The 21,418-nt window shown below is 62.9% G+C and carries 16 protein-coding genes; 14 read left to right on the top strand and 2 right to left on the bottom strand.

Annotated elements, in window-relative coordinates:
• The first annotated feature begins 5 nt into the window (after positions 1-5).
• From OHD58_RS18140 to OHD58_RS18160, 5 genes are all read left to right on the top strand, one after another.
• Complete coding sequence (locus OHD58_RS18140; protein ID WP_263804821.1) at positions 6-1,916, top strand: ATP-binding protein; 1,911 nt, start codon at positions 6-8, stop codon at positions 1,914-1,916.
• Positions 1,916-3,202 carry a DUF6638 family protein gene (locus tag OHD58_RS18145; protein WP_263804822.1) on the top strand — a complete coding sequence of 429 codons (1,287 nt, stop codon included), beginning with the start codon at positions 1,916-1,918 and terminating at the stop codon, positions 3,200-3,202. The genes OHD58_RS18140 and OHD58_RS18145 overlap by 1 nt, the downstream gene beginning before the upstream one ends.
• Before the next feature lie 14 nt (positions 3,203-3,216).
• On the top strand, positions 3,217-4,398 hold the full coding sequence (locus tag OHD58_RS18150; protein WP_263804823.1) for a DUF2333 family protein: 1,182 nt from the start codon (positions 3,217-3,219) through the stop codon (positions 4,396-4,398).
• Positions 4,399-4,543: 145 nt separating this feature from the next.
• Positions 4,544-6,223, top strand: a complete 1,680-nt coding sequence (locus OHD58_RS18155; RefSeq protein WP_263804824.1) for a formate--tetrahydrofolate ligase — start codon at positions 4,544-4,546, stop codon at positions 6,221-6,223.
• Positions 6,224-6,381: 158 nt separating this feature from the next.
• Positions 6,382-7,437 carry a succinylglutamate desuccinylase/aspartoacylase family protein gene (locus OHD58_RS18160; protein ID WP_263804825.1) on the top strand — a complete coding sequence of 352 codons (1,056 nt, stop codon included), beginning with the start codon at positions 6,382-6,384 and terminating at the stop codon, positions 7,435-7,437.
• A gap of 9 nt (positions 7,438-7,446) precedes the next feature.
• Here the strand turns inward: OHD58_RS18160 and OHD58_RS18165 are convergent, their stop codons facing one another.
• Positions 7,447-8,232: an SDR family NAD(P)-dependent oxidoreductase gene (locus OHD58_RS18165; RefSeq protein WP_263804826.1), complete on the bottom strand. Its 786-nt coding sequence runs from the start codon at positions 8,230-8,232 to the stop codon at positions 7,447-7,449.
• A gap of 244 nt (positions 8,233-8,476) precedes the next feature.
• Here OHD58_RS18165 and OHD58_RS18170 point away from each other — a divergent pair, with 244 nt between their 5' ends.
• The 8 genes from OHD58_RS18170 to OHD58_RS18205 all read left to right on the top strand — a co-directional run bounded on the left by OHD58_RS18170 (position 8,477) and on the right by OHD58_RS18205 (position 18,707).
• On the top strand, positions 8,477-8,938 hold the full coding sequence (locus OHD58_RS18170) for a DUF4126 domain-containing protein (protein WP_263804827.1): 462 nt from the start codon (positions 8,477-8,479) through the stop codon (positions 8,936-8,938).
• Positions 8,935-10,317 carry an FAD-containing oxidoreductase gene (locus OHD58_RS18175; RefSeq protein ID WP_263804828.1) on the top strand — a complete coding sequence of 461 codons (1,383 nt, stop codon included), beginning with the start codon at positions 8,935-8,937 and terminating at the stop codon, positions 10,315-10,317. Before OHD58_RS18170 ends, OHD58_RS18175 begins: the two co-directional genes overlap by 4 nt.
• Before the next feature lie 377 nt (positions 10,318-10,694).
• Positions 10,695-12,179, top strand: a complete 1,485-nt coding sequence (locus tag OHD58_RS18180) for a lipopolysaccharide biosynthesis protein (protein ID WP_263804829.1) — start codon at positions 10,695-10,697, stop codon at positions 12,177-12,179.
• 52 nt (positions 12,180-12,231) lie between these two features.
• Complete coding sequence (locus tag OHD58_RS18185; RefSeq protein WP_263804830.1) at positions 12,232-13,239, top strand: polysaccharide pyruvyl transferase family protein; 1,008 nt, start codon at positions 12,232-12,234, stop codon at positions 13,237-13,239.
• 37 nt (positions 13,240-13,276) lie between these two features.
• Positions 13,277-14,092, top strand: a complete 816-nt coding sequence (locus OHD58_RS18190; RefSeq protein WP_263804831.1) for a galactosyl transferase — start codon at positions 13,277-13,279, stop codon at positions 14,090-14,092.
• Between the two features lie 265 nt (positions 14,093-14,357).
• Entirely contained in the window at positions 14,358-16,547 is a 2,190-nt protein-coding gene (locus OHD58_RS18195) for an anthranilate synthase (protein ID WP_263804832.1), read from the top strand.
• Between the two features lie 20 nt (positions 16,548-16,567).
• Positions 16,568-17,482 carry a cation diffusion facilitator family transporter gene (locus OHD58_RS18200; RefSeq protein ID WP_263804833.1) on the top strand — a complete coding sequence of 305 codons (915 nt, stop codon included), beginning with the start codon at positions 16,568-16,570 and terminating at the stop codon, positions 17,480-17,482.
• Positions 17,483-17,621: 139 nt separating this feature from the next.
• Positions 17,622-18,707: an AbrB family transcriptional regulator gene (locus tag OHD58_RS18205; protein WP_263804834.1), complete on the top strand. Its 1,086-nt coding sequence runs from the start codon at positions 17,622-17,624 to the stop codon at positions 18,705-18,707.
• A gap of 4 nt (positions 18,708-18,711) precedes the next feature.
• Here OHD58_RS18205 and OHD58_RS18210 read toward each other — a convergent pair whose 3' ends face one another.
• A complete protein-coding gene (locus OHD58_RS18210) occupies positions 18,712-19,194 on the bottom strand; it encodes a GNAT family N-acetyltransferase (protein ID WP_263804835.1) in 483 nt (160 codons plus the stop codon).
• A gap of 388 nt (positions 19,195-19,582) precedes the next feature.
• On the opposite strand from OHD58_RS18210, the gene leuA reads away from it, so the two are divergent.
• Complete coding sequence (leuA, locus tag OHD58_RS18215) at positions 19,583-21,283, top strand: 2-isopropylmalate synthase (RefSeq protein WP_263804836.1); 1,701 nt, start codon at positions 19,583-19,585, stop codon at positions 21,281-21,283.
• Positions 21,284-21,418 lie beyond the last annotated feature (135 nt).

The following is a 21,418-nucleotide window of genomic DNA, read 5'->3' on the forward strand; positions in this document are numbered from 1 at the left end:
GTTTCATGGACACTGGCCTGACCACGATTGCCGAAGCCGATATCGAGAAGCATCGCGCTATCGCGCAGTCGATGATCACGCGGACCATCGTGCTGGAGGATTCGTCCGGCCAGTCCAATACGGCACTTGCCGGTACCGGGCGGCGGTTCGTCTCGACGGTGTCGACCGGCTCGGTGCGCAAGACGCGCGAAGTGGAACTCATCAAGACCGTCGCGGCGGTGAAGCCCGACGACCAGCTGATGGGCATCGGCCAGCACACGCTGCTCTACCGCACGCGGCGTGGGCTCGCCATCGCGCTTGCCGTCGCCGATGTCTTTGCGCGCAGCTGCGACCTGGAGAGCCTGCAGGCGAAAAATGCGCGGGCGCCGCTGGAGGGTGACGAGGCTAGCCATTTCAAGAAGTTGCTGTCGGCTTCGGCCTATGTCTCGGCGTTCAGCTTTGCCTCCTACCTGATGCAGCTGATCGACAGCGACGGCGAACCGCCGAACGACATCGCCGAGCCGGATTTCCTGTTCGACACGGCGCAGGATGCGCTGAAATCGCTAGTCGCCGGCCTCGACCGGGCGATTTCAGGCTCGAAAGACGATGCCGACCTGATGACGCGCGCCGACGCCTTCGCTCGTGTCGCCATTGACGGTCTGCTGACGCGAAAAGGTCGGTTCGACGGCATCGGCGCCTTCGAGAACGCGCATATCCGCATCGACGCCGACGATTTCACGCTGGACGGCTTCGACGTGGCGCCGGGCAAGAAATCGAAGCCGCTGGTGATGACCTTCAAGAAGCCGGAGGAGGTCGTCGGCAACCACATCGCCAAGTACCAGTCAGTGAAGCTGGCGAAGATGCTGATGGCCTATGATTTCGACAAGGAACTCAATCCCTTCGTCGAACTCGGCGGGTTTTTGTTCACTTTCATCGGCGACGGTGCGCCGGGTACCGGCAAGACGACGCTGATCCAGATGATTGCCGGGCTGGTTCATGGCTATGCCGAGGTCGCCAGCTATCCGTTCCACTACGAGAATTTCGGCGTCGACCAGATATCGTCCTATCAGGGCAAATCCGGCCAGAACTGCCGGCAGTTCATCAACAATGTGCTCAATCCGCGCATGATCGGCTTCGGCACCATCGACGACATCGATCAGGTGGCGGCGAAACGCTCCGACGACCGCGCCTCGGCCGGCCAGCAGGAGATCACCGGCGTGCTGATGGATGCCTTCGCCGGCGCCGGCACCGTGGTGCGCGGCAACTGCTCGTTCGGCATGTTCTCCAACTATCCGGAGAACGTCGACGACGCGCTGAGGCAGCGGGCAGGGGCCCGCTGGCTGGTCGACGGCCCGCAGACGCGCGACGATTACATCGATATCTTTGTGCTGCTCGCCGGCAAGAACCACAAGATCGATCTCGGCGACCACCAGCTTTACGCCGCGCAGGAAATCCAGCGCGCCATCGCGGAAGCCTATGAGGGACACGCCAAGCCGCAGGAAGACGGGCTGGAAAAGGTCTATGAGCGCTTCCTGAAGGAGAATGGCCAGCCGAAGACGATGGCCGACATCGGCACCTATCTCTACATGATCAAGGAAGCCGAGCCGCGCTTCACCGGCCGCGCCATCAAAAACGTCACCGACGCGATCAAGATGCGGGCGATGGACATCGAACTGCCCGACGAATGGTTCGAGAAGCCGGAAGCCTTCATGCACAAGGGCTACGACGAGAAGAAGGCGATGATCGAGGAACTGCGCGGGCCGTTCGACATGGATATGGTCATGCAGGAGGTCAACCGCTACGCCGACAGCGAGTTCCGCTACTCCGACAAGTCCGACGACGCGGCGGTGTCGAAGCTGCTGCGCGACGCAAGGCTGCGCGAACGCGCGGCCAAGGAGATGGCGGAGTTGCAGAAGAAGGGGCTGTGGAACGCCTGATGGACCTTCTCCGCGACAACGAACTCATCTACGGCCGGCTGCTGCCGATCGAGGAAAAGCACCTCATCGACCGCTACAACAAGGCGCTGAAGGCGTTCGGGCTGAAACCGACCAAGCGCAACAGTTTCGAGATCGACCGAACCGGCTTTTCGCCGCAGATTGCCGAGGAGCTCGACGACCCATTCTACCTCGACCCGAATGAGGTCAACCGGCGCTTCATCATCCTGACCCCGTCGCAGGTCGACCTGCCGGTGGTGCATACGGCCTTCTCCAACACCTCGCAGCTCATCCACGAGTTCATGACGAAAAACAGCCGTGCCATCGACGCGCTGACGATCAAGGACGTGATCTACGGCGAGATCGAGGATTCGGTGAACAAGGTCCGCGACATCGAGGACCTTTTGTCGATCAACCAGGTCGAGTTCCGCGTGCTTTCCGCCGAGGACGTGCTCGGCAAGGCCTCGGAACTGGGCACGCTGGTCGACCGGCTGAAACAGGAGCCGAACGCATGGCGCGACAACCAGATGCTGGAGCGCATGGTGGAACTCGCCAAGGTGACCGGCGACATCCGCGAGAACGCGCTGGTGCCGGACCAAGTGATCTTCCGCCACAACGCCTTCTGGACCAGCCATTTCGGCGGGCTCTACGTGTTCATCGATCCCGACATGACGACGGTGATCAGCGATCCTTCGGCACCGGGCTTCCGTCGCTCGCGGCCGTGGCAGGTGAGCTATCTGTCGATCCATGACGCCGACCGGGTGTTCCGCTTCCTTGCCTCGACCAAGCGCATCGAACTGCCGCGCGCCTCGTGGATCGAGACGTCGGGCTATCTCGAGCATCGCGCCGAGATGGCGATCCGCGCGCTGATCCAGGAGGCGGAGCCGAAACGCGACCTCGGCAAGGCCGACAAGGTGTGGCTGCAGACCTGGATCCACAGCAATGCCGACATCATCAACCGCGACGGCACGTTCCCGTTCCTCAACGCTGCCAAACGCGAGATCGCGCAGCTTGGCCAACTGCGGATCGAGGAGGTGTTTCCGCAGCACCGCTTCCTGGTGGTGCGCGCCAGCCCCGACCATCCCGACGCCTGGCTGACCAACCGGCTGATCTCGGATTTCGTGCCGTCCGACTTCGTCTCGCGCTATGTTTTCAACAAGCAGGGCTTCTACAAGGACTATGAAGGCTATAACCAAGTCCAGCGATCGGCTGTTGTGGACACGCTGAAAACCACATATCTGAAAGACAAGGAGGCGTTTCGGGAACGCCTCTACGGCCTGGTTGACTAGAGGGGCAGACCGCGATGCTTGATCCGATCGTGAATTTCTTCACCCGGATTTTCCACTGGATCGGCCGCGGCATCGGGCTGGTGATCGGCGTCCTTTTGTGGCCGTTCCTGTTGGCGGGCCGGTGGTATACGCAGCGCGGGCTGGTTCTGAAAGGCGTGCTCGGCCTGGTCGTTCTCGGGATAATCGGGCTCTACGGATATTTCTTCTATGTCACCCAATGGTGGAACAACTTCAATCCGGACTATCCGACACTGACTGCTGCAAGCGCCAACCCGCAGGCGGCCGGTGTGGTGGCCGGCGATCCGATCTCCGCGGCCACCACAGGCCAAGGCAGCACCGGCGGCGCGGAGAGCACTCCCACTGCCCCCGCAGCGCCGGGCCAGCAGCAAGCCTGCAAGCGCTCCGAAATCGCCGCCGTGTCGGCGGACCTGGTCGACTTCAACGTCAACCAGAATGCCTGGATATCCTCGATGCTGGCCTCAAAGCTCGGATTCTTCGGAATGTCCTGGCGAAACACGCCATTCTTCGACAATAAGGCAGCCTTCCAGCTCGGCATCAATCAGGTGATGCGGCGCACGACGACCGAACTCGTCGACACGCTCGGCCGCACACGCGGTACCTCGCAGATCGACCAGAACCTGCAGAATGCCCGTACCGCGCTCGCCTGGGACGAAGACGCCTGGTATGTCGGCCTGCGCGGCCCGACTCGCCCGACACCAAGCGTCTATCGCGATGCCATCCGCTCGCTGCGCACCTTCAACGCCAGCCTCGAGAAATGCCAGGCGACGTTCGATGCCCGTGCCGACAACCTGCTTCTGTTCCTCGACCGCATCGCGGGCGACATGGGTTCCACCTCCGACATCCTGCGCGGACAGATCGAGGCATCCGACGCCGGCTGGTTCGACCCGCGCGCCGATGACCGCTTCTGGTTCGCCTATGGCCAGCTCTACGCCTATTACGGCATTCTGAACGCCACCCGATCCGACTTCTCGGCGATCATCCGCGAACGCAACCTGACCGCGCTGTGGGACACCATGCAAAATCAGATGCGCGGTGCGCTCGACATGCAGCCCTGGATCATCTCGAACGGCGACGAGTCGAGCTTCCTGTTCCCCTCGCATCTGGCCACGATGGGCTTCAATCTGCTCAGGGCACGCTCGCAGATCATCGAGATACGCTCCGTCCTCGATCGATAGGCTTCGGTTCCCTGTCGCAATCCGTGTATTAGGCGGCTGTTTTGAGACGGCGAAGCCGGTCCCGGATTGGCTTCTATGCGACCCGATGCAGAAGCGGCGGTTCCGCCGCTTGAATACACCTCACGAACAGCTGGAGAAGCCCGTCATGGCCGACGTAAAGAGCGACATCGAGATTGCGCGCGGCGCGAAGAAGAAGCCGATCCAGGAGATCGGCGTCAAGCTTGGCATCCCGACCGAGCATCTTCTGCCCTATGGCCACGACAAGGCGAAGGTCTCGGCCGAATTCATCGCCTCGAAGAAAGGCGGCAAGGACGGCAAGCTGATCCTGGTCACCGCGATCAACCCGACGCCGGCCGGCGAAGGCAAGACGACGACGACAGTTGGCCTCGGCGACGGGCTGAACCGCATCGGCAAGAAGGCGGTGGTCTGCATCCGCGAAGCCTCGCTCGGGCCGAATTTCGGCATGAAGGGTGGCGCGGCCGGCGGCGGCTATGCGCAGGTCGTGCCGATGGAAGACATGAACCTGCACTTCACCGGCGACTTCCATGCCATCACCACCGCGCACAACCTGCTTTCGGCGTTGATCGACAACCACATCTACTGGGGCAACGAACTCGGCATCGATATCCGCAGGGTGGCGTGGCGCCGCGTCATGGACATGAACGACCGAGCGCTGCGGGAGATCAATGTATCGCTCGGTGGCGTCGCCAACGGCTTCCCGCGCGAGGCCGGCTTCGACATCACGGTTGCCTCCGAGGTGATGGCGATCCTTTGCCTGGCCACCGATCTCAAGGATCTGGAAAAGCGGCTGGGCGACATCATCGTCGCCTACCGGCGCGACAAGAGCCCGGTCTACGCCCGTGATCTCAAGGCCCCCGGCGCCATGGCCGTGCTGTTGAAGGACGCCATGCAGCCGAACCTTGTGCAGACGCTGGAGAACAACCCGGCCTTCGTGCATGGCGGCCCGTTCGCCAACATCGCGCATGGCTGCAACTCGGTGGTCGCCACAACGACGGCGCTGAAGCTCGCCGACTATGTGGTGACCGAAGCCGGTTTCGGCGCTGACCTCGGTGCCGAAAAGTTCTTCGACATCAAGTGCCGCAAGGCCGGATTGAAGCCGGCGGCGGCCGTCATCGTCGCCACCGTGCGCGCCATGAAGATGAACGGCGGCGTCAAGAAGGAAGACCTCGGCAAGGAGAATGTCGAGGCGGTGAAGAAAGGCTGCGCCAATCTCGGCCGCCACATCGAGAACGTCAGGCAGTTCGGCGTGCCGGCGGTGGTGGCGATCAACCATTTCTACTCCGACACCGACGCCGAGATCCAGGCGCTGAAGGACTACGTCGCGTCGATGGGCGAGGAAGCGATCCTGTGCAAGCACTGGGCGAAGGGTTCCGCCGGCATCGAGGACCTTGCCAACAAGGTCGTCGAGCTCGCCGAATCCGGATCGTCGCAATTCGCCCCGCTCTACCCCGACGAGATGCCGCTCTTCGAGAAGGTCAACACCATCGTCCAGCGCATCTACCGCGGCTCGGAGGCGATCGCCGACAAGTCCGTCCGTGACCAGCTTCACGCCTGGGAGCAGGCCGGCTACGGCAATCTGCCGGTCTGCATGGCCAAGACCCAGTATTCCTTCTCGACCGATCCGAACCTGCGCGGCGCGCCGCATGGCCATGTCGTGCCGGTGCGCGAGGTCAGGTTGGCAGCCGGCGCCGGCTTCGTCGTGGTCATCTGCGGCGAGATCATGACCATGCCGGGCCTGCCCAAGGCGCCGTCGTCGGAGAAGATCTTTCTCAACGACAAGGGACAGATCGAAGGCCTCTTCTGATCGCGGGCCAAACCGGAAGGCGCCGCAGGCATATTCGCCGCGCGTTCCGGTGCCGCTCTCCGTGCTGCCGATCGCCTTGTGGCGTCGGCATTGAAGCCGGCTGGCCCTTCTCGGACCAGCCGGCTCCGGCTATCGGATTGGACAGTCGGGAGACATTCATGCACAAATCCATCGAGACGATCGTCGGCGATACCGAAGGCGTGTCCTACGAATTTCCGGTGTTCCGGTTCTCCGGCGCGTCCGCCGGTGCGCCGTCCGCCTATCTGCAAGCGGCACTGCATGGCGGCGAATTGCCGGGCGTCGTCGCCATCGATGCGCTGATGCCGAAGCTGCGCAGGGCCGCCGACGAAGGCCGCGTTCTCGGCAACATCACGGTCGTACCGTGGGCCAACCCGATCGGCCGCGCGCAATATCAGTTCGGCGATCACCAGGGCCGTTTCCACTTCGGCACGCGCAACAATTTCAATCGCGATTTTCCGCTGCTGGAGAAGCCGGATGCGTCGCTGTTGCCTCCCGAAGTGCCAGGACCGGCCGACAAAAGCCTGAAGCGGCGGCTGGTGGCGTTGTCGATGGGCCATGACATCGTGCTCGACCTGCATTGCGACGACGAAGGGGTGCCGTATCTCTATGTACCGGCGCAGCTCTGGCCTGCGATGGCTGACTGTGCAGCCGCGATGGGGGTCGAAGCGGTGGTGTTGTGGCAGGGCGCGTCGGGCGGAGCCTTCGAGGAGGCGTCGATCCACCCCTACCTGCAAATGCCGGCCGGTGAAGCGAAGCTCGACCAGCGGGTGGTGACCACCGTCGAATATCGCGGTGTCGTCGATGTCGAACGCGACCTCGCGCAAGCTGACGCGGACGGGCTCTACCGGCTGCTGGTGGCGCGCGGCGTTGTCGATGACAAGACGATCGCCGCACCTTCAGCCTTTGCAGGCGTGGTGGCGCCGCTGGAAAATATCGAGATGGTGACGACGCCGAAAGCCGGCGCCGTCCTTTACGATGTCAAGCCCGGCGACCGGGTGCGCGCCGGACAACGGCTGGCGACGATCGTGCATGCACCCGGCGAAAAGAACGGTTCGCTCGAAATCGCCGCGCCGCAGGCGGGTTTCGTGCTGACGCGGCGATCGATCCGGGTGCTGCCGGCCGGCGGCGATGTCATCAAGCTGGTGGGCGAGCGGCGCAGCGCCGACGCCAGGACCGGCGCGCTGGAAGACTGATGACGCCCGTCACGGCATCAACTGGCCGCCGTTGACCTCGATGATCTGCCCGGTGATGTAGCCGGACAGCATATCCGACGAGAGGAACAGGTAGGCGCCGACGCATTCCTCCGCAGTGCCGGCACGGCCCTGCGGGATGGTGGCGGTCTGCATCTTCATCTGCTCGGGCGTCGACCAGCGCTCGTGGAAAGCGGTGACGATGAGGCCGGGCGCCACCCCGTTGACGCGGACCTTGTCGCCGATCAGTTCCTTGGCGAGGCCGCGGGTGACATTGGAGACGAAGGATTTGGCCGAGCCATAAAGACCGGCGCCACCGCCCGCGCCGTTGCGCGCCGCCACCGACGTTGTGTTGACGATGAAGCCACCCTGCTTCTTCAGCCACGGCATGGCGACGCGGCAGGCGGTGACAACCGAGCGGGCGTTGAGATCCATCACCTTGTCGTAGTGCGCGTCGGTCAGTTCGGCATAGGGGATGCGGCCGAGCATGCCGCCGGCATTGTTGACCAGCCCGTCGAGGCGCCCGAATTTCTGCGCGGTTTCCTCGACGACGCGGGTGACGTCGGCGGTGAGCGAGAAATCGCCCTTCACCAGGAAAACTTCGCCGCCGGCCTCGGTGATTTTTTCGGCGAGTTTTTCAGCCGCCTCCTTGCTCTGGTTGTAGTGTAGCCCGACCCGGCATTTCTGCGCGGCATAGGCTTCGACAAGGGCCGCACCGATGCCGGTCGACCCGCCGGTGACGAGCACGGCCTTGCCGGCGAGGTCAGGGATCGTGAGCGTTGCATTCTGGCTGGGCATGGTGGGTCTCCGGCGAGGTTCGGACTGTCAGGCGGGCCACGATGCGGGCACAGCCCCCTATCGTCAACAGCGGGAGGAGTCATATTTTGTAGAACTTGTGCAGCGCACCGCTGGTCAATTTTTCCGGGCTCGGCTAGCTTTGCTCCGGCGCAGGGCATGCATCCAAACAACCAGCGCAAGATACGCTTTCCCGGACGTCCAGCCATTGGCGGGTACGGGAAAGCGAAGCCAGGATGAGGGGAACATGGCTCTGTTTTTTGCACTGTTGATTGGAATTGTCGCCGGGCTACGCGCCATGACCGCGCCTGCGGCCATCGCCTGGGCCGCCTATCTGGGCTGGCTCCCCGTCGCCGGCACCTGGGCAAGCTTCATGGGACACTGGATCGCCGTGGCAATCTTCACCCTCCTTGCGCTGGTTGAACTGGTCACCGACCAGCTTCCGTCGACGCCGAGCCGCAAGGTGCCGCAGCAATTCGGGGCGCGCATCGTCAGCGGCGCGCTCTCCGGCGCCGTAATCGGCACGGCTGGAGGAGCCTTGCTGCTCGGACTGATCGCCGGGATCGTCGGCGCGGTGATCGGCACCTACGGCGGCGCCGAAGTGCGCTCCAGGCTCGCCGGTGCTTTCGGCAAGGACCTGCCGGCGGCGCTGATCGAAGACGCCGTCGCCATCCTCGGCGCGCTGTGGATCGTGTCGTCGCTCGCATGACAAAAAACTTCGACGCCATCATCATCGGAACCGGCCAGGCCGGACCATCTCTCGCGGGCCGGCTGACGGATGCCGGCATGACCGTCGTCATCATCGAGCGCCATCATGTCGGTGGCACCTGCGTCAACACCGGCTGCAAGCCGACCAAGACACTGGTCGCCAGCGCCTATGCCGCGCATCTCGCCCGCCGCGCCGACGACTACGGCGTGACGCTCGGCGGCGGGGCGGTCGGCATCGACATGAAAAAGGCGAAGGCGCGCAAGGACGCCGTCGTCAATGCGTCGCGCAGCGGCAACGAGACATGGCTGGGCTCCATGAAAGGCTGCACCCTGCTGCGTGGCCATGCCCGCTTTGAATCGGCCCGCTCGGTCAGCGTCAACGGCGAGATGCTCACGGCGGAGCGCATCTTCATCAATGTCGGCGGCAGGGCGTCGACGCCGGACCTGCCGGGCATCAAGGACATCGACTACCTCACCAACAGCTCGATCCTCGAACTGGAGATGCTGCCGAAACATCTGGTGGTGGTCGGCGGCAGCTATATCGGGCTGGAATTCGCCCAGATGTACCGGCGCTTCGGCGCCGAGGTGACGGTGGTCGAGAAGGGGCCGCGGCTGATCGGCCGCGAGGACGAGGACGTTTCCGCCGCAATCAAGGAGTTCCTCGAGGCCGAGGGCATCCAGATCAGGCTCAATGCCGAATGCATCCGCTTCGCGCCGCATGGCGAGGATATCGCCGTCGGCGTCGAGTGCACGAGCGGCGCGCCGGAGGTGGTCGGCTCGCATGTGCTGCTGGCCATGGGCCGGCGACCCAACACCGACGATCTCGGCCTCGACAAGGCCGGCGTTGCGGTGGATTCGCGCGGCTACATCACCGTCGACGACCAGTTGCGCACCAGCGTCGAGGGCATCTGGGCGCTTGGCGACTGCAACGGCAAGGGCGCCTTCACCCACACTGCCTACAATGATTTCGAGATTGTCGCGGCCAACCTGCTCGACAACGACCCGCGCCGGGTCAGCGACCGCATCTCCACCTATGGATTGTTCGTCGACCCGCCGCTTGGCCGCGCCGGCTTGACCGAGGCGGAAGCGAAGAAGTCGGGACGACGGGTGCTCGTCGGCAAAAGGCTGATGACGAACGTCGGCAGGGCCGTCGAGAAGGGCGAAACCTACGGCTTCATGAAGGTGCTGGTCGACGCCGACACGAAAGAATTGCTGGGCGCGGCGATCCTCGGCAGCGGCGGTGACGAGGTCGTGCATGGCATCCTCGATGTGATGTACGCCAAGGCGCCCTACACGGTCATCCAGCGCGCGATGCACATTCACCCGACGGTTTCGGAACTGATCCCGACCGTGCTGGGTGAGCTGAAGCCGTTGGAATAGGGCCGATTGCACCGCACTCTCGTCGTCTTCATGCCGCTTTTGCACCATAAGCGGGAGCCGACGACTGCGGCATCAACGCTGCGGCGCCGGCGATCGAAGAATCTGAAATCAACCGTGATCGGGCGCCTATTGCAGTGCAGCATAGGCGCAATTAAATTGCGGCGGCCTCGGTCAGCGGCGTGATCGGCAAGTACCAATCAGGCGAGTTTAGAAATTCCGGACGTGCGGAGCGCCGTCCGCGATCAGTTCCGATTGGAGTAGGGTTTGGCACCGGCGAACATCGCGCTCATTAGCCTCAGGTCGAAGCGGAGGATCGTTTTTCAGGTGAAGCGGTCCGTCCTGTGCGCCGTCCACACCATCGCTGCCGCTGTGGTCAGATGACCAGCATCACCGGCCGTCTCGTCAAGGGAAGCATGTGGCTCAGCCTGTCCCGGGCCATCGTCAACGGGCTGGCGACGCTCTCTACTTTCGTGCTGGCATGGTATCTGGCGCCTGCCGATTTCGGCCTCGTGGCGCTGGCCATGACCTTCCTGCTGATCGTCGACACGGTAACCCAGATCTCGCTCACCGAAGCGCTTATCCGCCACAGCGCGCCGGACAGATCGCATTTCAGCGCCGCATGGACGCTCAATGCAACGCGCGGCTTGCTGCTTTGCCTTTTCTTTGCGGCTTGCGCCTATCCGGCGGCGAGGGTGTTCGAGGAGCCCCGGCTTACCAACGTCATGCTGGCGCTGGGTTTGAGCATGCTGCTGGGAGGGTTGATCAATCCGCGCCGGATCATGCTGCAGCGCGATCTGATCTTCTGGCAGGAATTCGTGCTTGCCGTCTCGCAGAAGCTCACCGGTTTCATTGCCGCGGTGGCGATCGCGATGATCTACCACAGCTATTGGGCGCTGGTGGTGGGTACGCTGGTGAGCCAGGTGACAAACGTCATCGTCTCCTATCTCGTTATGCCGTTCCGGCCGAGCGTCACCTTCCGGCACATGCGCGAGTTCTTTTCCTTTTCCGCATGGCTGACGGCCGGGCAGATCGTCAATACGCTCAACTGGCGCTTCGATTACCTTCTGGTCGGCAAGATGCTCGGCGGCACCGCGCTCGGCTATTATTCGGTGGGCAGCAACCTCGCCATGATGCCGACGCGCGAAGCGACCGCGCCGCTCACCCAGACGATCTATCCCGGCTTTTCCAGCATTCGCGACGATCCTCCGCGCCTTGCCGCCGCCTATCAGCGCGCGCAGGCGCTGGTCGCCGCGGTTGCGCTGCCCGCCGGCATCGGGGTGGCGGTGGTTGCCGATCCGCTGGTCAGGCTGGCGCTCGGCGAGAAATGGGTGCCGATCATCTTCATCATCCAGTCGCTCGCCTCGGTTTTCGCACTGCAGACGCTGGGTTCCCTGGTGCAGCCGCTCGGCATGGCCAAGGGCGAGACCAAGCTGCTGTTCATCCGCGACACGCAGATGCTGTGCGTTCGCGTTCCCGTGATGATCGCCGGACTGATGTTCGCCGGGCTCCAGGGGGTGGTCATCGGCCGCGTCTTCACCGGACTTCTCGCCGCGTTGGTCAACATGGTGCTGGTGCGACGGCTCACCGGCGTCACAGTTTTGCAGCAACTGTCGGCCAATATGCGTGCGCTGACGAGCATCGCGGTGATGGCGGCAGGCGTGATGGTTGCGTCCGGTTATCTGGACCATACGACAGACAAGACCATGCTGGCGACGCAACTGGCGATGCTGGTTGCGCTGGGTGCGGTTCTCTACTGCGGGGCGAGTTTCCTGCTTTGGATCGCGATGAAGCGCCCAGCCGGCCCCGAAACGGAAGTCCAGCAGATCCTGGGCAAGATCCTGACGAAAGTCCGCCCCGCCTGAAGGTGCGCGGCGATTTTTTGCTGCGGCCCACGGCCAGATGGAGAATGAGGAAATGACCGCGAAATCGAATGTGGCGCTGATCGCCGAATTGCAGGACATGGTCCATGATTGCCTGAAGGACTATGTCTCGGCGGACGAGCCGGTGGCGATGGTCGATTTCCCCGATTACAAGAATGTCGGCGATTCAGCCATCTGGCTTGGCCAGATGGCCTATCTTTCATCCCGGTTCGGCAAAAGCCCTTCCTACATATCGGCACTGCCGGATCATTCGCACGACAAGCTCGACGAGGCGATGCCTTCCGGACCGATCCTGATCACCGGAGGTGGAACGTTCGGCGACATCTGGTCGGGGCACCAGGAGCTTCGCGAAAGCATTCTGGAACGCTGGCCCGGCCGCCTGGTCGTGCAGCTGCCACAGTCGATTCATTACAAGTCGCAAGGGCACGCCGACCGAATGGCGCGGGCGATCGCGCGCCACAAGAATTTCGTCCTTTTGGTGCGGGACGAGGAGTCGAAAGCATTCGCGGAGAAGCATTTCGACTGCCGGGTGCACCTCTGTCCCGACATGGCGTTCTGCATCGGTCCGATCCAGCCATTGGCGGCAGCGCGGTTTCCTGTGCTGGCCATGCTGCGGGCGGATCAGGAAAGTGCCGCGAAATACGATTTTTCCGCCTATCCCGATGTCCCGGTGGAAGACTGGATCTCCGAATCGCGCACCCCCGTACGCATCGCCAAGGCGCTGGGCGCGGCGAAAGGAGCCGTTTCGCTCAACCCCGAACTGATCAAGGCCGCCAAGCTCAATGCTGCGGCGCACAACCGCTTCCGGCGCGGCATCCGGCAGATTTCACGCGGGCAGACGATCGTCACCGACCGCCTGCACGTCCACATCTGCGCGCTGCTGCTCGGCCGGCCGCACGCCGTGCTCGACAACAATTACGGCAAGGTGCGGCGGTTCATGGCCGCCTTTTCCGGCGGAACCGACCTTTCCCACAAGGCTGCCTCGCTCGATGACGGGATCGCCTGGGCGCGCAGTCAGGCCAGTCTGGGAGCCGCGGCATGACACGGCCGCAGACAATCATCCGTGGAGGTGATCGCCGATGACCCTCATCACTTTCATCATCCCCGTACGCCACCAGGACAATGCCCGCGACTGGAGCCTTCTCAAGGCAAACCTCGTGCAGACCGTCGCCTCGATCTCCAACCAGACCAACGGCGACTGGCGAGGCATCATTGTCGCCAACGAAGGCGCCGACCTGCCCGACCTGCCGGAGCGCTTCAGCGTCGAACGGGTCACCTTTCCCCCCAACAACCTGCATGAGATCGACAAGGCAGATCTCGAGGCCGTTTACGACGCATTCCGCGCCGACAAGGGACGGCGTGTCCTGAAAGGAATGCTCGCCGCGCGTGACAGCCGCTTTTTCATGATCGTCGACGACGACGATTTCGTCAGCGCTCGGATCGTCCAGCATGTGTCGGAAAACCCCAACGCGAACGGGTGGACGATCGACCGCGGTTATATCTGGGACGATGGCGGCAAGCTCCTGCTCGGCCATAACGAGTTCAATCATATCTGCGGAACGTCGCTGATCGTCCGGTCGGACAATTACGGCCTGCCGGAGCGGTTCGAGGACGCCTCGCTCGACTGGATCAAGTCGATGCTGGGCAGCCATGTCCGTATCGCCGACATCCTCGCCGGGCGCGGCACGCCCCTGAAGCCGCTGCCGTTTCACGGCGCCGTCTACCGCGTCGCCCACGGTGGCTCGCATAGCAAGGCGCCAAGCTTGCTGGTCAAATATTTCCTGAGCTGGGAGGCGTTCAAGCGGCCGAGACGGCTGCTTCGCAACCTTGGCAAGCTTCGGCTGGTCGGGGATACCGCGAAGCGCGAATTTTTCGGCAAGCCCGCCCAGGCTTGACGGAGCAGGGGTCTCTGCACCGTCGAAGTCCTGCCCCGGTCAACATTTGGCCGCCCTTAAATCCCGCTTGCCCCAACCCCCATTCGCCGCTATGGAATCCGGCATGAACATGACTTCGAACAAGACCCTGTGGTGGTGGGCCTGCTGATAGCGGCCTTCGAAGCGCGTTCGCGTGGAATTCAGAATGGCCGCAACGGATTTCCGGGCGGCCTTTTTCTTTTCAGCTGGCTTTCCGGATCCATCGTGGAAACGGACGGAGACGGAAATGACAGTCGAATTGCTTGAAAACGGTGCCGAACGGTTTGTGACAGCCGGCGGCGTCGCGATCACCAGGCAGCGCCACGAAACGCCATATCACGGCGCCATCGAGACCTATATCGACGGGCTGAACAGCCGGCGCGGCGCGGTGTTTTCCTCCAACTACGAATATCCGGGCCGCTACACGCGCTGGGACACCGCGATCATCGATCCGCCGGTGGTGATCTCGGCGCGCGGCCGCGGCATGCGCATCGAGGCGCTGAATGCGCGCGGCGAAGCGTTGTTGCCGATCATCGCGCGAACATTGCTGGCGGAAAAGGATGTCACGCTTACGCAGACGACGAAGCGCCGGCTGGCGCTGACGATCGCCGAACCCGCCCGCGCCTTCACCGAGGAGGAGCGCAGCCGCGTGCCGTCGGTGTTCACCGTGCTGCGCGCCGTCACCAACCTGTTCAAGACCGACCAGGACGCCAATCTCGGCCTCTACGGTGCCTTCGGCTACGATCTCGCCTTCCAGTTCGATCCGGTCAAGCACACGCTGGAGCGCAAGGAGAGCCAGCGCGACCTGGTGCTTTTCCTGCCCGACGAAATCCTCGTCGTCGATCACTATTCGGCAAAGGCCTGGCATGACCGCTACGACTATGCAGGCGACGGATTTTCCACGGAAAACCTGCCGCGCGAGCAGAACGAGGAGCCGTTCAAGCCGTCCGACCGTATTCCGCCGCGCGGCGACCACGAGCCCGGCGAATATGCCAAGCTGGTCGAGAAGGCAAAGGAGAGCTTCCGGCGCGGCGACCTGTTCGAGGTGGTGCCGGGGCAGATGTTCTACGAGCGCTGCGAGAGCCTGCCGTCGGAAATCTGCCGGCGGCTGAAGGCGATCAACCCGTCGCCTTATTCGTTTTTCATCAATCTCGGCGAGGGCGAATATCTCATCGGCGCGTCGCCGGAGATGTTCGTTCGCGTCAATGGCCGTCGGGTGGAGACCTGTCCGATTTCCGGCACGATCAAGCGCGGCGAGGACGCCATCTCCGACAGCGAGCAGATATTGAAACTGCTCAACTCCAAGAAGGACGAATCCGAGCTGACAATGTGCTCCGACGTCGACCGCAACGACAAGAGCCGGGTCTGCGAGCCGGGTTCGGTACGTGTCATCGGGCGCAGGCAGATCGAGATGTATTCGCGGCTGATCCACACCGTCGACCACATAGAGGGCCGCTTGCGCGAAGGCATGGATGCGTTCGACGCGTTCCTGAGCCACGCCTGGGCGGTGACGGTGACTGGGGCACCGAAGCTCTGGGCGATGCGCTTCATCGAGCAGAACGAGAAGAGTCCGCGCGCCTGGTATGGCGGCGCCATCGGCATGGTGCATTTCAATGGCGACCTGAATACCGGGCTGACGCTGCGCACCATCCGCATAAAGGAGGGGATTGCCGAGGTTCGCGCCGGTGCCACCTTGCTTTATGATTCCGTGCCGGAAGAAGAAGAAGCCGAGACCGAGTTGAAAGCATCCGCCATGATTTCCGCCATCCGCGATGCACGCGCCGGCAACGCCGCGGCCACCGAACGGCAATCCGCACTGGTGGGCGAGGGGGTCAACATCCTGCTTGTCGACCACGAGGATTCGTTCGTCCACACGCTGGCCAACTATTTCCGCCAGACCGGCGCCAACGTGTCGACGGTGCGCACGCCGGTGGCGGAAGAGCTGTTCGACCGGCTGAAGCCGGACCTGGTTGTGCTGTCGCCCGGACCCGGTACGCCCAAGGATTTCGACTGCGCGGCGACGATCAAGAAAGCACGTGCCCGCGACCTGCCGATTTTCGGCGTCTGTCTCGGCCTGCAGGCGTTGGCGGAGGCCTTCGGCGGCGAGCTCAGGCAGTTGCACGTCCCGATGCACGGCAAGCCGTCACGCATCCGGGTGTCGAAGCCCGGGATCATCTTCTCCGGCCTGCCCAAGGAAGTGACGGTCGGCCGCTATCACTCGATCTTCGCCGATCCGGTCAGGCTGCCGCCCGGTTTCGTCGTCACTGCGGAGACCGAGGATGGCGTCATCATGGCTTTCGAACACAAGAAGGAACCGATCGCCGCGGTACAGTTCCATCCCGAATCGATCATGACGCTCGGCCACAATGCCGGCATGCGGATGATCGAGAATGTCGTCGCGCATCTGCCGCGCAAGGCCAAGGAAAAGGCAGCGTAATTTTGTCAGCAGTGACGACTGTGTCGAAAACCTCCAAGCAGAAGGTCGCGACGCTGGCCGCCTGGTCGATCGTCATCGCCCTTGCCGTGCTGGCACTGAAGACGCTTGCCTGGTGGATTACCGGTTCGGTGGCGCTCTATTCCGATGCGCTGGAATCGATCGTCAATGTCATTGCCTCGGGTGCCGCGCTTTACGCCATCAGGCTCAGCCACAAGCCGGCCGACCAGGATCATCCCTTCGGCCATCACAAGGCGGAGTATTTCTCGGCGGTGCTGGAAGGCGTGCTGATCGTCGTTGCGGCACTGCTGATCCTGGTCGCTGCGTGGCGGGCATTGCAGGTGCCGGTGACGCTCGACCAGCCATGGACAGGTCTTGCGGTAAACGGCTTTGCATCAGCCATCAACGCCATCTGGGCACTCGTCCTCATCCGCAACGGCCGTTCGGAGCGCTCGCCCGCTCTGGTCGCCGACGGCCATCACATCATGACGGATGTGTTCACTTCAGTCGGCGTGATCGCCGGCCTGATTGGTGCCGTGGTCACGGGCTGGACCATCCTCGACCCGGCGCTTGCGATCGTCGTCGCGGTTAACATCCTCTGGCAGGGCTGGAAGGTGATCGGATCGTCGGTCGGCGGGTTGATGGACATGGCTGTCGACAAGGATGAGCACATGCGCATCCGCGACCTCATCTCGACCAATTGCAAAGGGGCGCTGGAGGTGCACGACCTCAAGACCCGCATTGCCGGACGCGCCACCTTCATCGAGTTTCACCTGATCGTGGATGGCGACATGACGGTGCGCGAAAGCCACGTCATTTGCGACCGTATCGAGGATGCGCTGAAGGCGGAGATTCCCAGCGTGCGGGTTACCATTCACGTCGAGCCGGAGGACGAGGCGAAGCTGCCGAAAGGCACGACTGCGGTGCCGTTCGCGTAACGCGAATGACAATGGACGCAGCGGTGATTGCCACGGTCGGATACCCCCGTTGACAGAGCGACCGCATCATCTTGCAAAACGCGCTATTATTATACCAAAGCGACTTTAAAAGCAGGGTGCCAGCAGCTACCAAGGCGCCATGGAACCAGCCGAGTCGCCGCGACCCGAACCGCTGACCGGAAAACCGGCCTGGCTGCAATGGCTTCTGTTGCTGTTCGTATCCGCGCTTTTTTCATTTCTGCTTGAGTTCGCCGCGCTTCCGGGCGCTTTGCTGATCGGTCCGATGCTCGCGGCGATCGTTGCCGGTACATATGGCGCGAGCGTACGGGCGCCCAAACTCGGCTTTGCAGTGGGACAGGCTGTCGTGGGGGTGCTGATCGCTTCGTCGCTGTCGCCGACGATCTTCCTTTCCTTCGCCGCCCGCTGGCCGCTCTTCCTCGCCGTCGTCTTGGCCACGGTCGCGGCGTCGAGCTTTCTCGGCTACCTGATCAGCCGCTGGAGGATAATGCCTGGAAGCACGGCGGTGTGGGGCTCTTCGCCGGGTGCCGCCACGGCGATGGTGCTGATGGCTGAAGCTTTCGGTGCCGACGCCCGCCTGGTTGCCTTCATGCAATATCTGAGGGTGATCTTCGTCACCGTGGCAGCGGCGCTGATCGCCCGCCTGTGGGTCGACACGTCCGGCGTCGTGGTGCCGCCGACAATCTGGTTTCCGCCGATAGAAATACTGCCCTTCGCTGCGACAGTGGCGGTCGTGGCGATTGGCTGCCTTCTTGGTCCGCTGCTCCGCCTCCCGTCGCCCTACTTTCTCGGCGCGCTCATTGTCGGCACCGTGCTGCACCTTGCCGGTGGCGTCGATTTTCAGCTGCCGGAATGGCTGCTGGCGATCAGCTATGCGCTTATCGGCTGGACGATCGGGCTCAATTTCAACCGTGCCATCCTGCGCCATGCAGCCCGCGTTCTGCCTCAGATCGTACTCTCGATCCTGGTGATGATCGCCTTCTGCGGCGGGCTCGCGTGGCTTCTGGTGTATGAGATGGGTGTCGATCCGCTGACGGCCTATCTGGCGACCAGCCCGGGCGGCATGGATTCGGTCGCCATCATCGCCGCGGCCTCCGACACCATCGATATTTCCTTCGTGATGGCGCTGCAGACCGCACGCTTCCTGTTCGTGCTGGTATTCGGGCCGCCGATCGCCAGGATGATCGCGCGGCTGGTCAAGGACTGAAAAGCTAGCCGTCGAAAGCCACCGCGACCATCCCGACGCGATCGTAAAGTCTTCGAGCGGTGAGGTTGTCGGCGACGACCTTCAGGTCGACATGGGACGCGCCGCGCTGGCGGAAAACCTGAAATACATGCCAGAGCAGGTTTTCGCCAACACCACGTCGGCGCGCCTCCGGATGAACCGCAAGGTCCTTCAGGTAGGCGCTGGTCCAGCACTGGGCGACGCCCAGTATTTTTTGGTCTTCATCCACGGCAAGGAAGCAAAGCGCGGGGTCGAATTCCGGGTTGGTGGAAAGCGAAGCCCACCAGTCATCAAAGCCTGTGGCTTCGCCGCCATATTCCGCGGCGCCAAGGTTCAGCAATGCGTGGATCGACGTCGCGTCAGCCGGCTGCAGCGTGCGCACGACAACGGCTTTCGGCCAGTTTGGCCTCTTCGTTGGCGCCTTGAGATCGCGACGCAGGCGTATCGCCTCGCCCGTGTTGGCCTTCATTGTGTTCCGCCTGCCGGTTGCAGCGCGGGTTCTATCAGCGATCCGCGATCGCCTTCAATGCCATTCGCTAAAGCCGTCATCGGCGCGCTGGCACCCCCCTTGCGCCGGATGCGGCTCTCTTGTAGACCTCCGCCCATGCAACCGCGCCAGACCACCATCGTCTCCCGTCCGTCCGCTTTCGCGGGCGAAACCTTGCGCGCGCTCTCGTCGGCTCTCCTGCTTCTCGGCCTTATCGGCGATCGCCGGGCTCGCTGAAGGAGCACCCGGCGGTCGATCGTGCCGCACGGGCCAATGCTCCTTGCCAGTCACATTCGCTGAATGAACCTTGTATAATGGCGCTGCTTGCGCAGTGGCAGATTGCCCGGCAAGCCGCCCTGGAGACGAGACGATGAACCAGAGAGCAGAAATTCGCGGTGCGGGCGGCATGCCTGACGCCGCCGTCAAGTACCAGCCCTATCCGGCTATCGGCCTCACCGACCGGACCTGGCCTTCGAAGCGCATCGAGAAGGCGCCGATATGGTGTTCCGTCGACCTGCGCGACGGCAACCAGGCGCTGATCGACCCGATGGGGCACGATCGAAAGGCGCGCATGTTCCAGTTGCTGCTCGACATGGGTTTCAAGGAGATCGAGGTCGGTTTCCCGTCAGCTTCTCAGACCGACTTCGATTTCGCCCGCTGGTGCATCGAGGAGGGCAACGTGCCTGCCGACGTATCGCTGCAGGTCCTGGTGCAATGCCGGCCTGAACTGATCACGCGCACCTTCGAGTCGCTCGAAGGTGCGACAAACCCGATCGTGCATTTCTACAATTCAACCAGCGAATTGCAGCGCCGCGTGGTGTTCGAAAAGGATGTCGGAGGCATCAAGCAGATCGCCACCGACGCGGCCAAGATGATCACCGACATGGCAGCCAAGGCCGGCGGCGGCTACCGCTTCCAGTATTCGCCCGAGAGCTTCACCGGCACCGAACTCGAAGTGGCGCTGGAAATCTGCAACGCCGTCACCGAGATCGTGAAGCCGTCGCCCGACAACAAGCTGATCATCAACCTGCCGGCGACCGTCGAGATGTCGACGCCGAATATCTATGCCGACCAGATCGAGTGGATGTGCCGGCAGCTCGACAACCGCGAGAACATCATTGTGTCGCTGCACCCGCATAATGACCGTGGCACCGGCATCGCGGCGACCGAACTCGGCCTGATGGCCGGCGCCGACCGGGTCGAGGGCACCTTGTTTGGCAATGGCGAGCGCACCGGCAATGTCGACATCGTCACGCTGGCGCTCAACATGTACACGCAGGGCGTCGATCCGGCACTCGACTGCTCGAACATCCCGCGGATGAAGGATGTCTACGAATATTCCAACCAATTGCGGATACCGGAACGCCATCCTTATGTCGGCGAACTGGTCTACACGGCGTTCTCGGGTTCGCACCAGGATGCCATCAACAAGGGCATGAAGGCGATCCGGCAGGCCAACACGCCGTTCTGGGAAGTGCCGTACCTGCCGATCGACCCGCAGGATGTCGGCCGTTCCTACGAAGCGATCATCCGCATCAACTCGCAATCCGGCAAGGGTGGCATCGCCTATGTGCTGCAGGCCGATTACGGTTTGAACCTGCCGCGCAACCTGCAGATCGAATTCAGCCGCGACATCCAGTCGATCACCGATGCCGAAGGCAAGGAAGTGCCAGCCAAGCGCATCTACGACCGGTTTCTTGACGTCTATATCGACCAGCCGGACGGGCGGCTGAAGTTTCTCGACCACCACACCTATCCGGATACGGAAAGGAAGGGGTTGCGTATCGTCGAAGCGACCATTCTGGACCGCGGCATCGAAACGACGATCAGCGGTTCCGGGACCGGACCGATAGACGGTTTCGTCGATGCGCTGTCGCGTCATGTCGGCGTTCAGCTGTCGGTTCTCGACTATTCGGAACATTCGCTCCAGCAGGGATCGAACGCCGCCGCGATCAGCTACATGGAAGTCGAGCACCCGGCCGGCAGAATCTTCGGAGCCGGCATCAACACCAATATCGTCGCCGCGTCGCTGGAAGCGGTTGTGTCAGCCGCAAACCGCATCTTGCAATAGAAGTTTGAAGACTGCTAAGTAAATTCAGCTGAAAGCCACCCGCCCGCGCCAAAACGCGGGCGGGTTTTTGTTCGTATCGCGCCACATTTCCTTGTGTGCCGGAACAGACCCGATATGATCGGGTCCAGCTCGTAT

Origin of the sequence: Mesorhizobium sp. ZC-5, assembly GCF_025753855.1 — a bacterium.
Taxonomy (GTDB): Bacteria; Pseudomonadota; Alphaproteobacteria; order Rhizobiales; family Rhizobiaceae; genus Neomesorhizobium.

Coding starts and splice junctions, on each gene's coding strand:
- OHD58_RS18140 (WP_263804821.1), top strand. CDS start 6: ATGGACACTGGCCTGACCACGATTGCCGAAGCCGATATCGAGAAGCAT.
- OHD58_RS18145 (WP_263804822.1), top strand. CDS start 1,916: ATGGACCTTCTCCGCGACAACGAACTCATCTACGGCCGGCTGCTGCCG.
- OHD58_RS18150 (WP_263804823.1), top strand. CDS start 3,217: ATGCTTGATCCGATCGTGAATTTCTTCACCCGGATTTTCCACTGGATC.
- OHD58_RS18155 (WP_263804824.1), top strand. CDS start 4,544: ATGGCCGACGTAAAGAGCGACATCGAGATTGCGCGCGGCGCGAAGAAG.
- OHD58_RS18160 (WP_263804825.1), top strand. CDS start 6,382: ATGCACAAATCCATCGAGACGATCGTCGGCGATACCGAAGGCGTGTCC.
- OHD58_RS18165 (WP_263804826.1), bottom strand. CDS start 8,232: ATGCCCAGCCAGAATGCAACGCTCACGATCCCTGACCTCGCCGGCAAG.
- OHD58_RS18170 (WP_263804827.1), top strand. CDS start 8,477: ATGGCTCTGTTTTTTGCACTGTTGATTGGAATTGTCGCCGGGCTACGC.
- OHD58_RS18175 (WP_263804828.1), top strand. CDS start 8,935: ATGACAAAAAACTTCGACGCCATCATCATCGGAACCGGCCAGGCCGGA.
- OHD58_RS18180 (WP_263804829.1), top strand. CDS start 10,695: ATGACCAGCATCACCGGCCGTCTCGTCAAGGGAAGCATGTGGCTCAGC.
- OHD58_RS18185 (WP_263804830.1), top strand. CDS start 12,232: ATGACCGCGAAATCGAATGTGGCGCTGATCGCCGAATTGCAGGACATG.
- OHD58_RS18190 (WP_263804831.1), top strand. CDS start 13,277: ATGACCCTCATCACTTTCATCATCCCCGTACGCCACCAGGACAATGCC.
- OHD58_RS18195 (WP_263804832.1), top strand. CDS start 14,358: ATGACAGTCGAATTGCTTGAAAACGGTGCCGAACGGTTTGTGACAGCC.
- OHD58_RS18205 (WP_263804834.1), top strand. CDS start 17,622: ATGGAACCAGCCGAGTCGCCGCGACCCGAACCGCTGACCGGAAAACCG.
- OHD58_RS18210 (WP_263804835.1), bottom strand. CDS start 19,194: ATGAAGGCCAACACGGGCGAGGCGATACGCCTGCGTCGCGATCTCAAG.
- leuA (WP_263804836.1), top strand. CDS start 19,583: ATGAACCAGAGAGCAGAAATTCGCGGTGCGGGCGGCATGCCTGACGCC.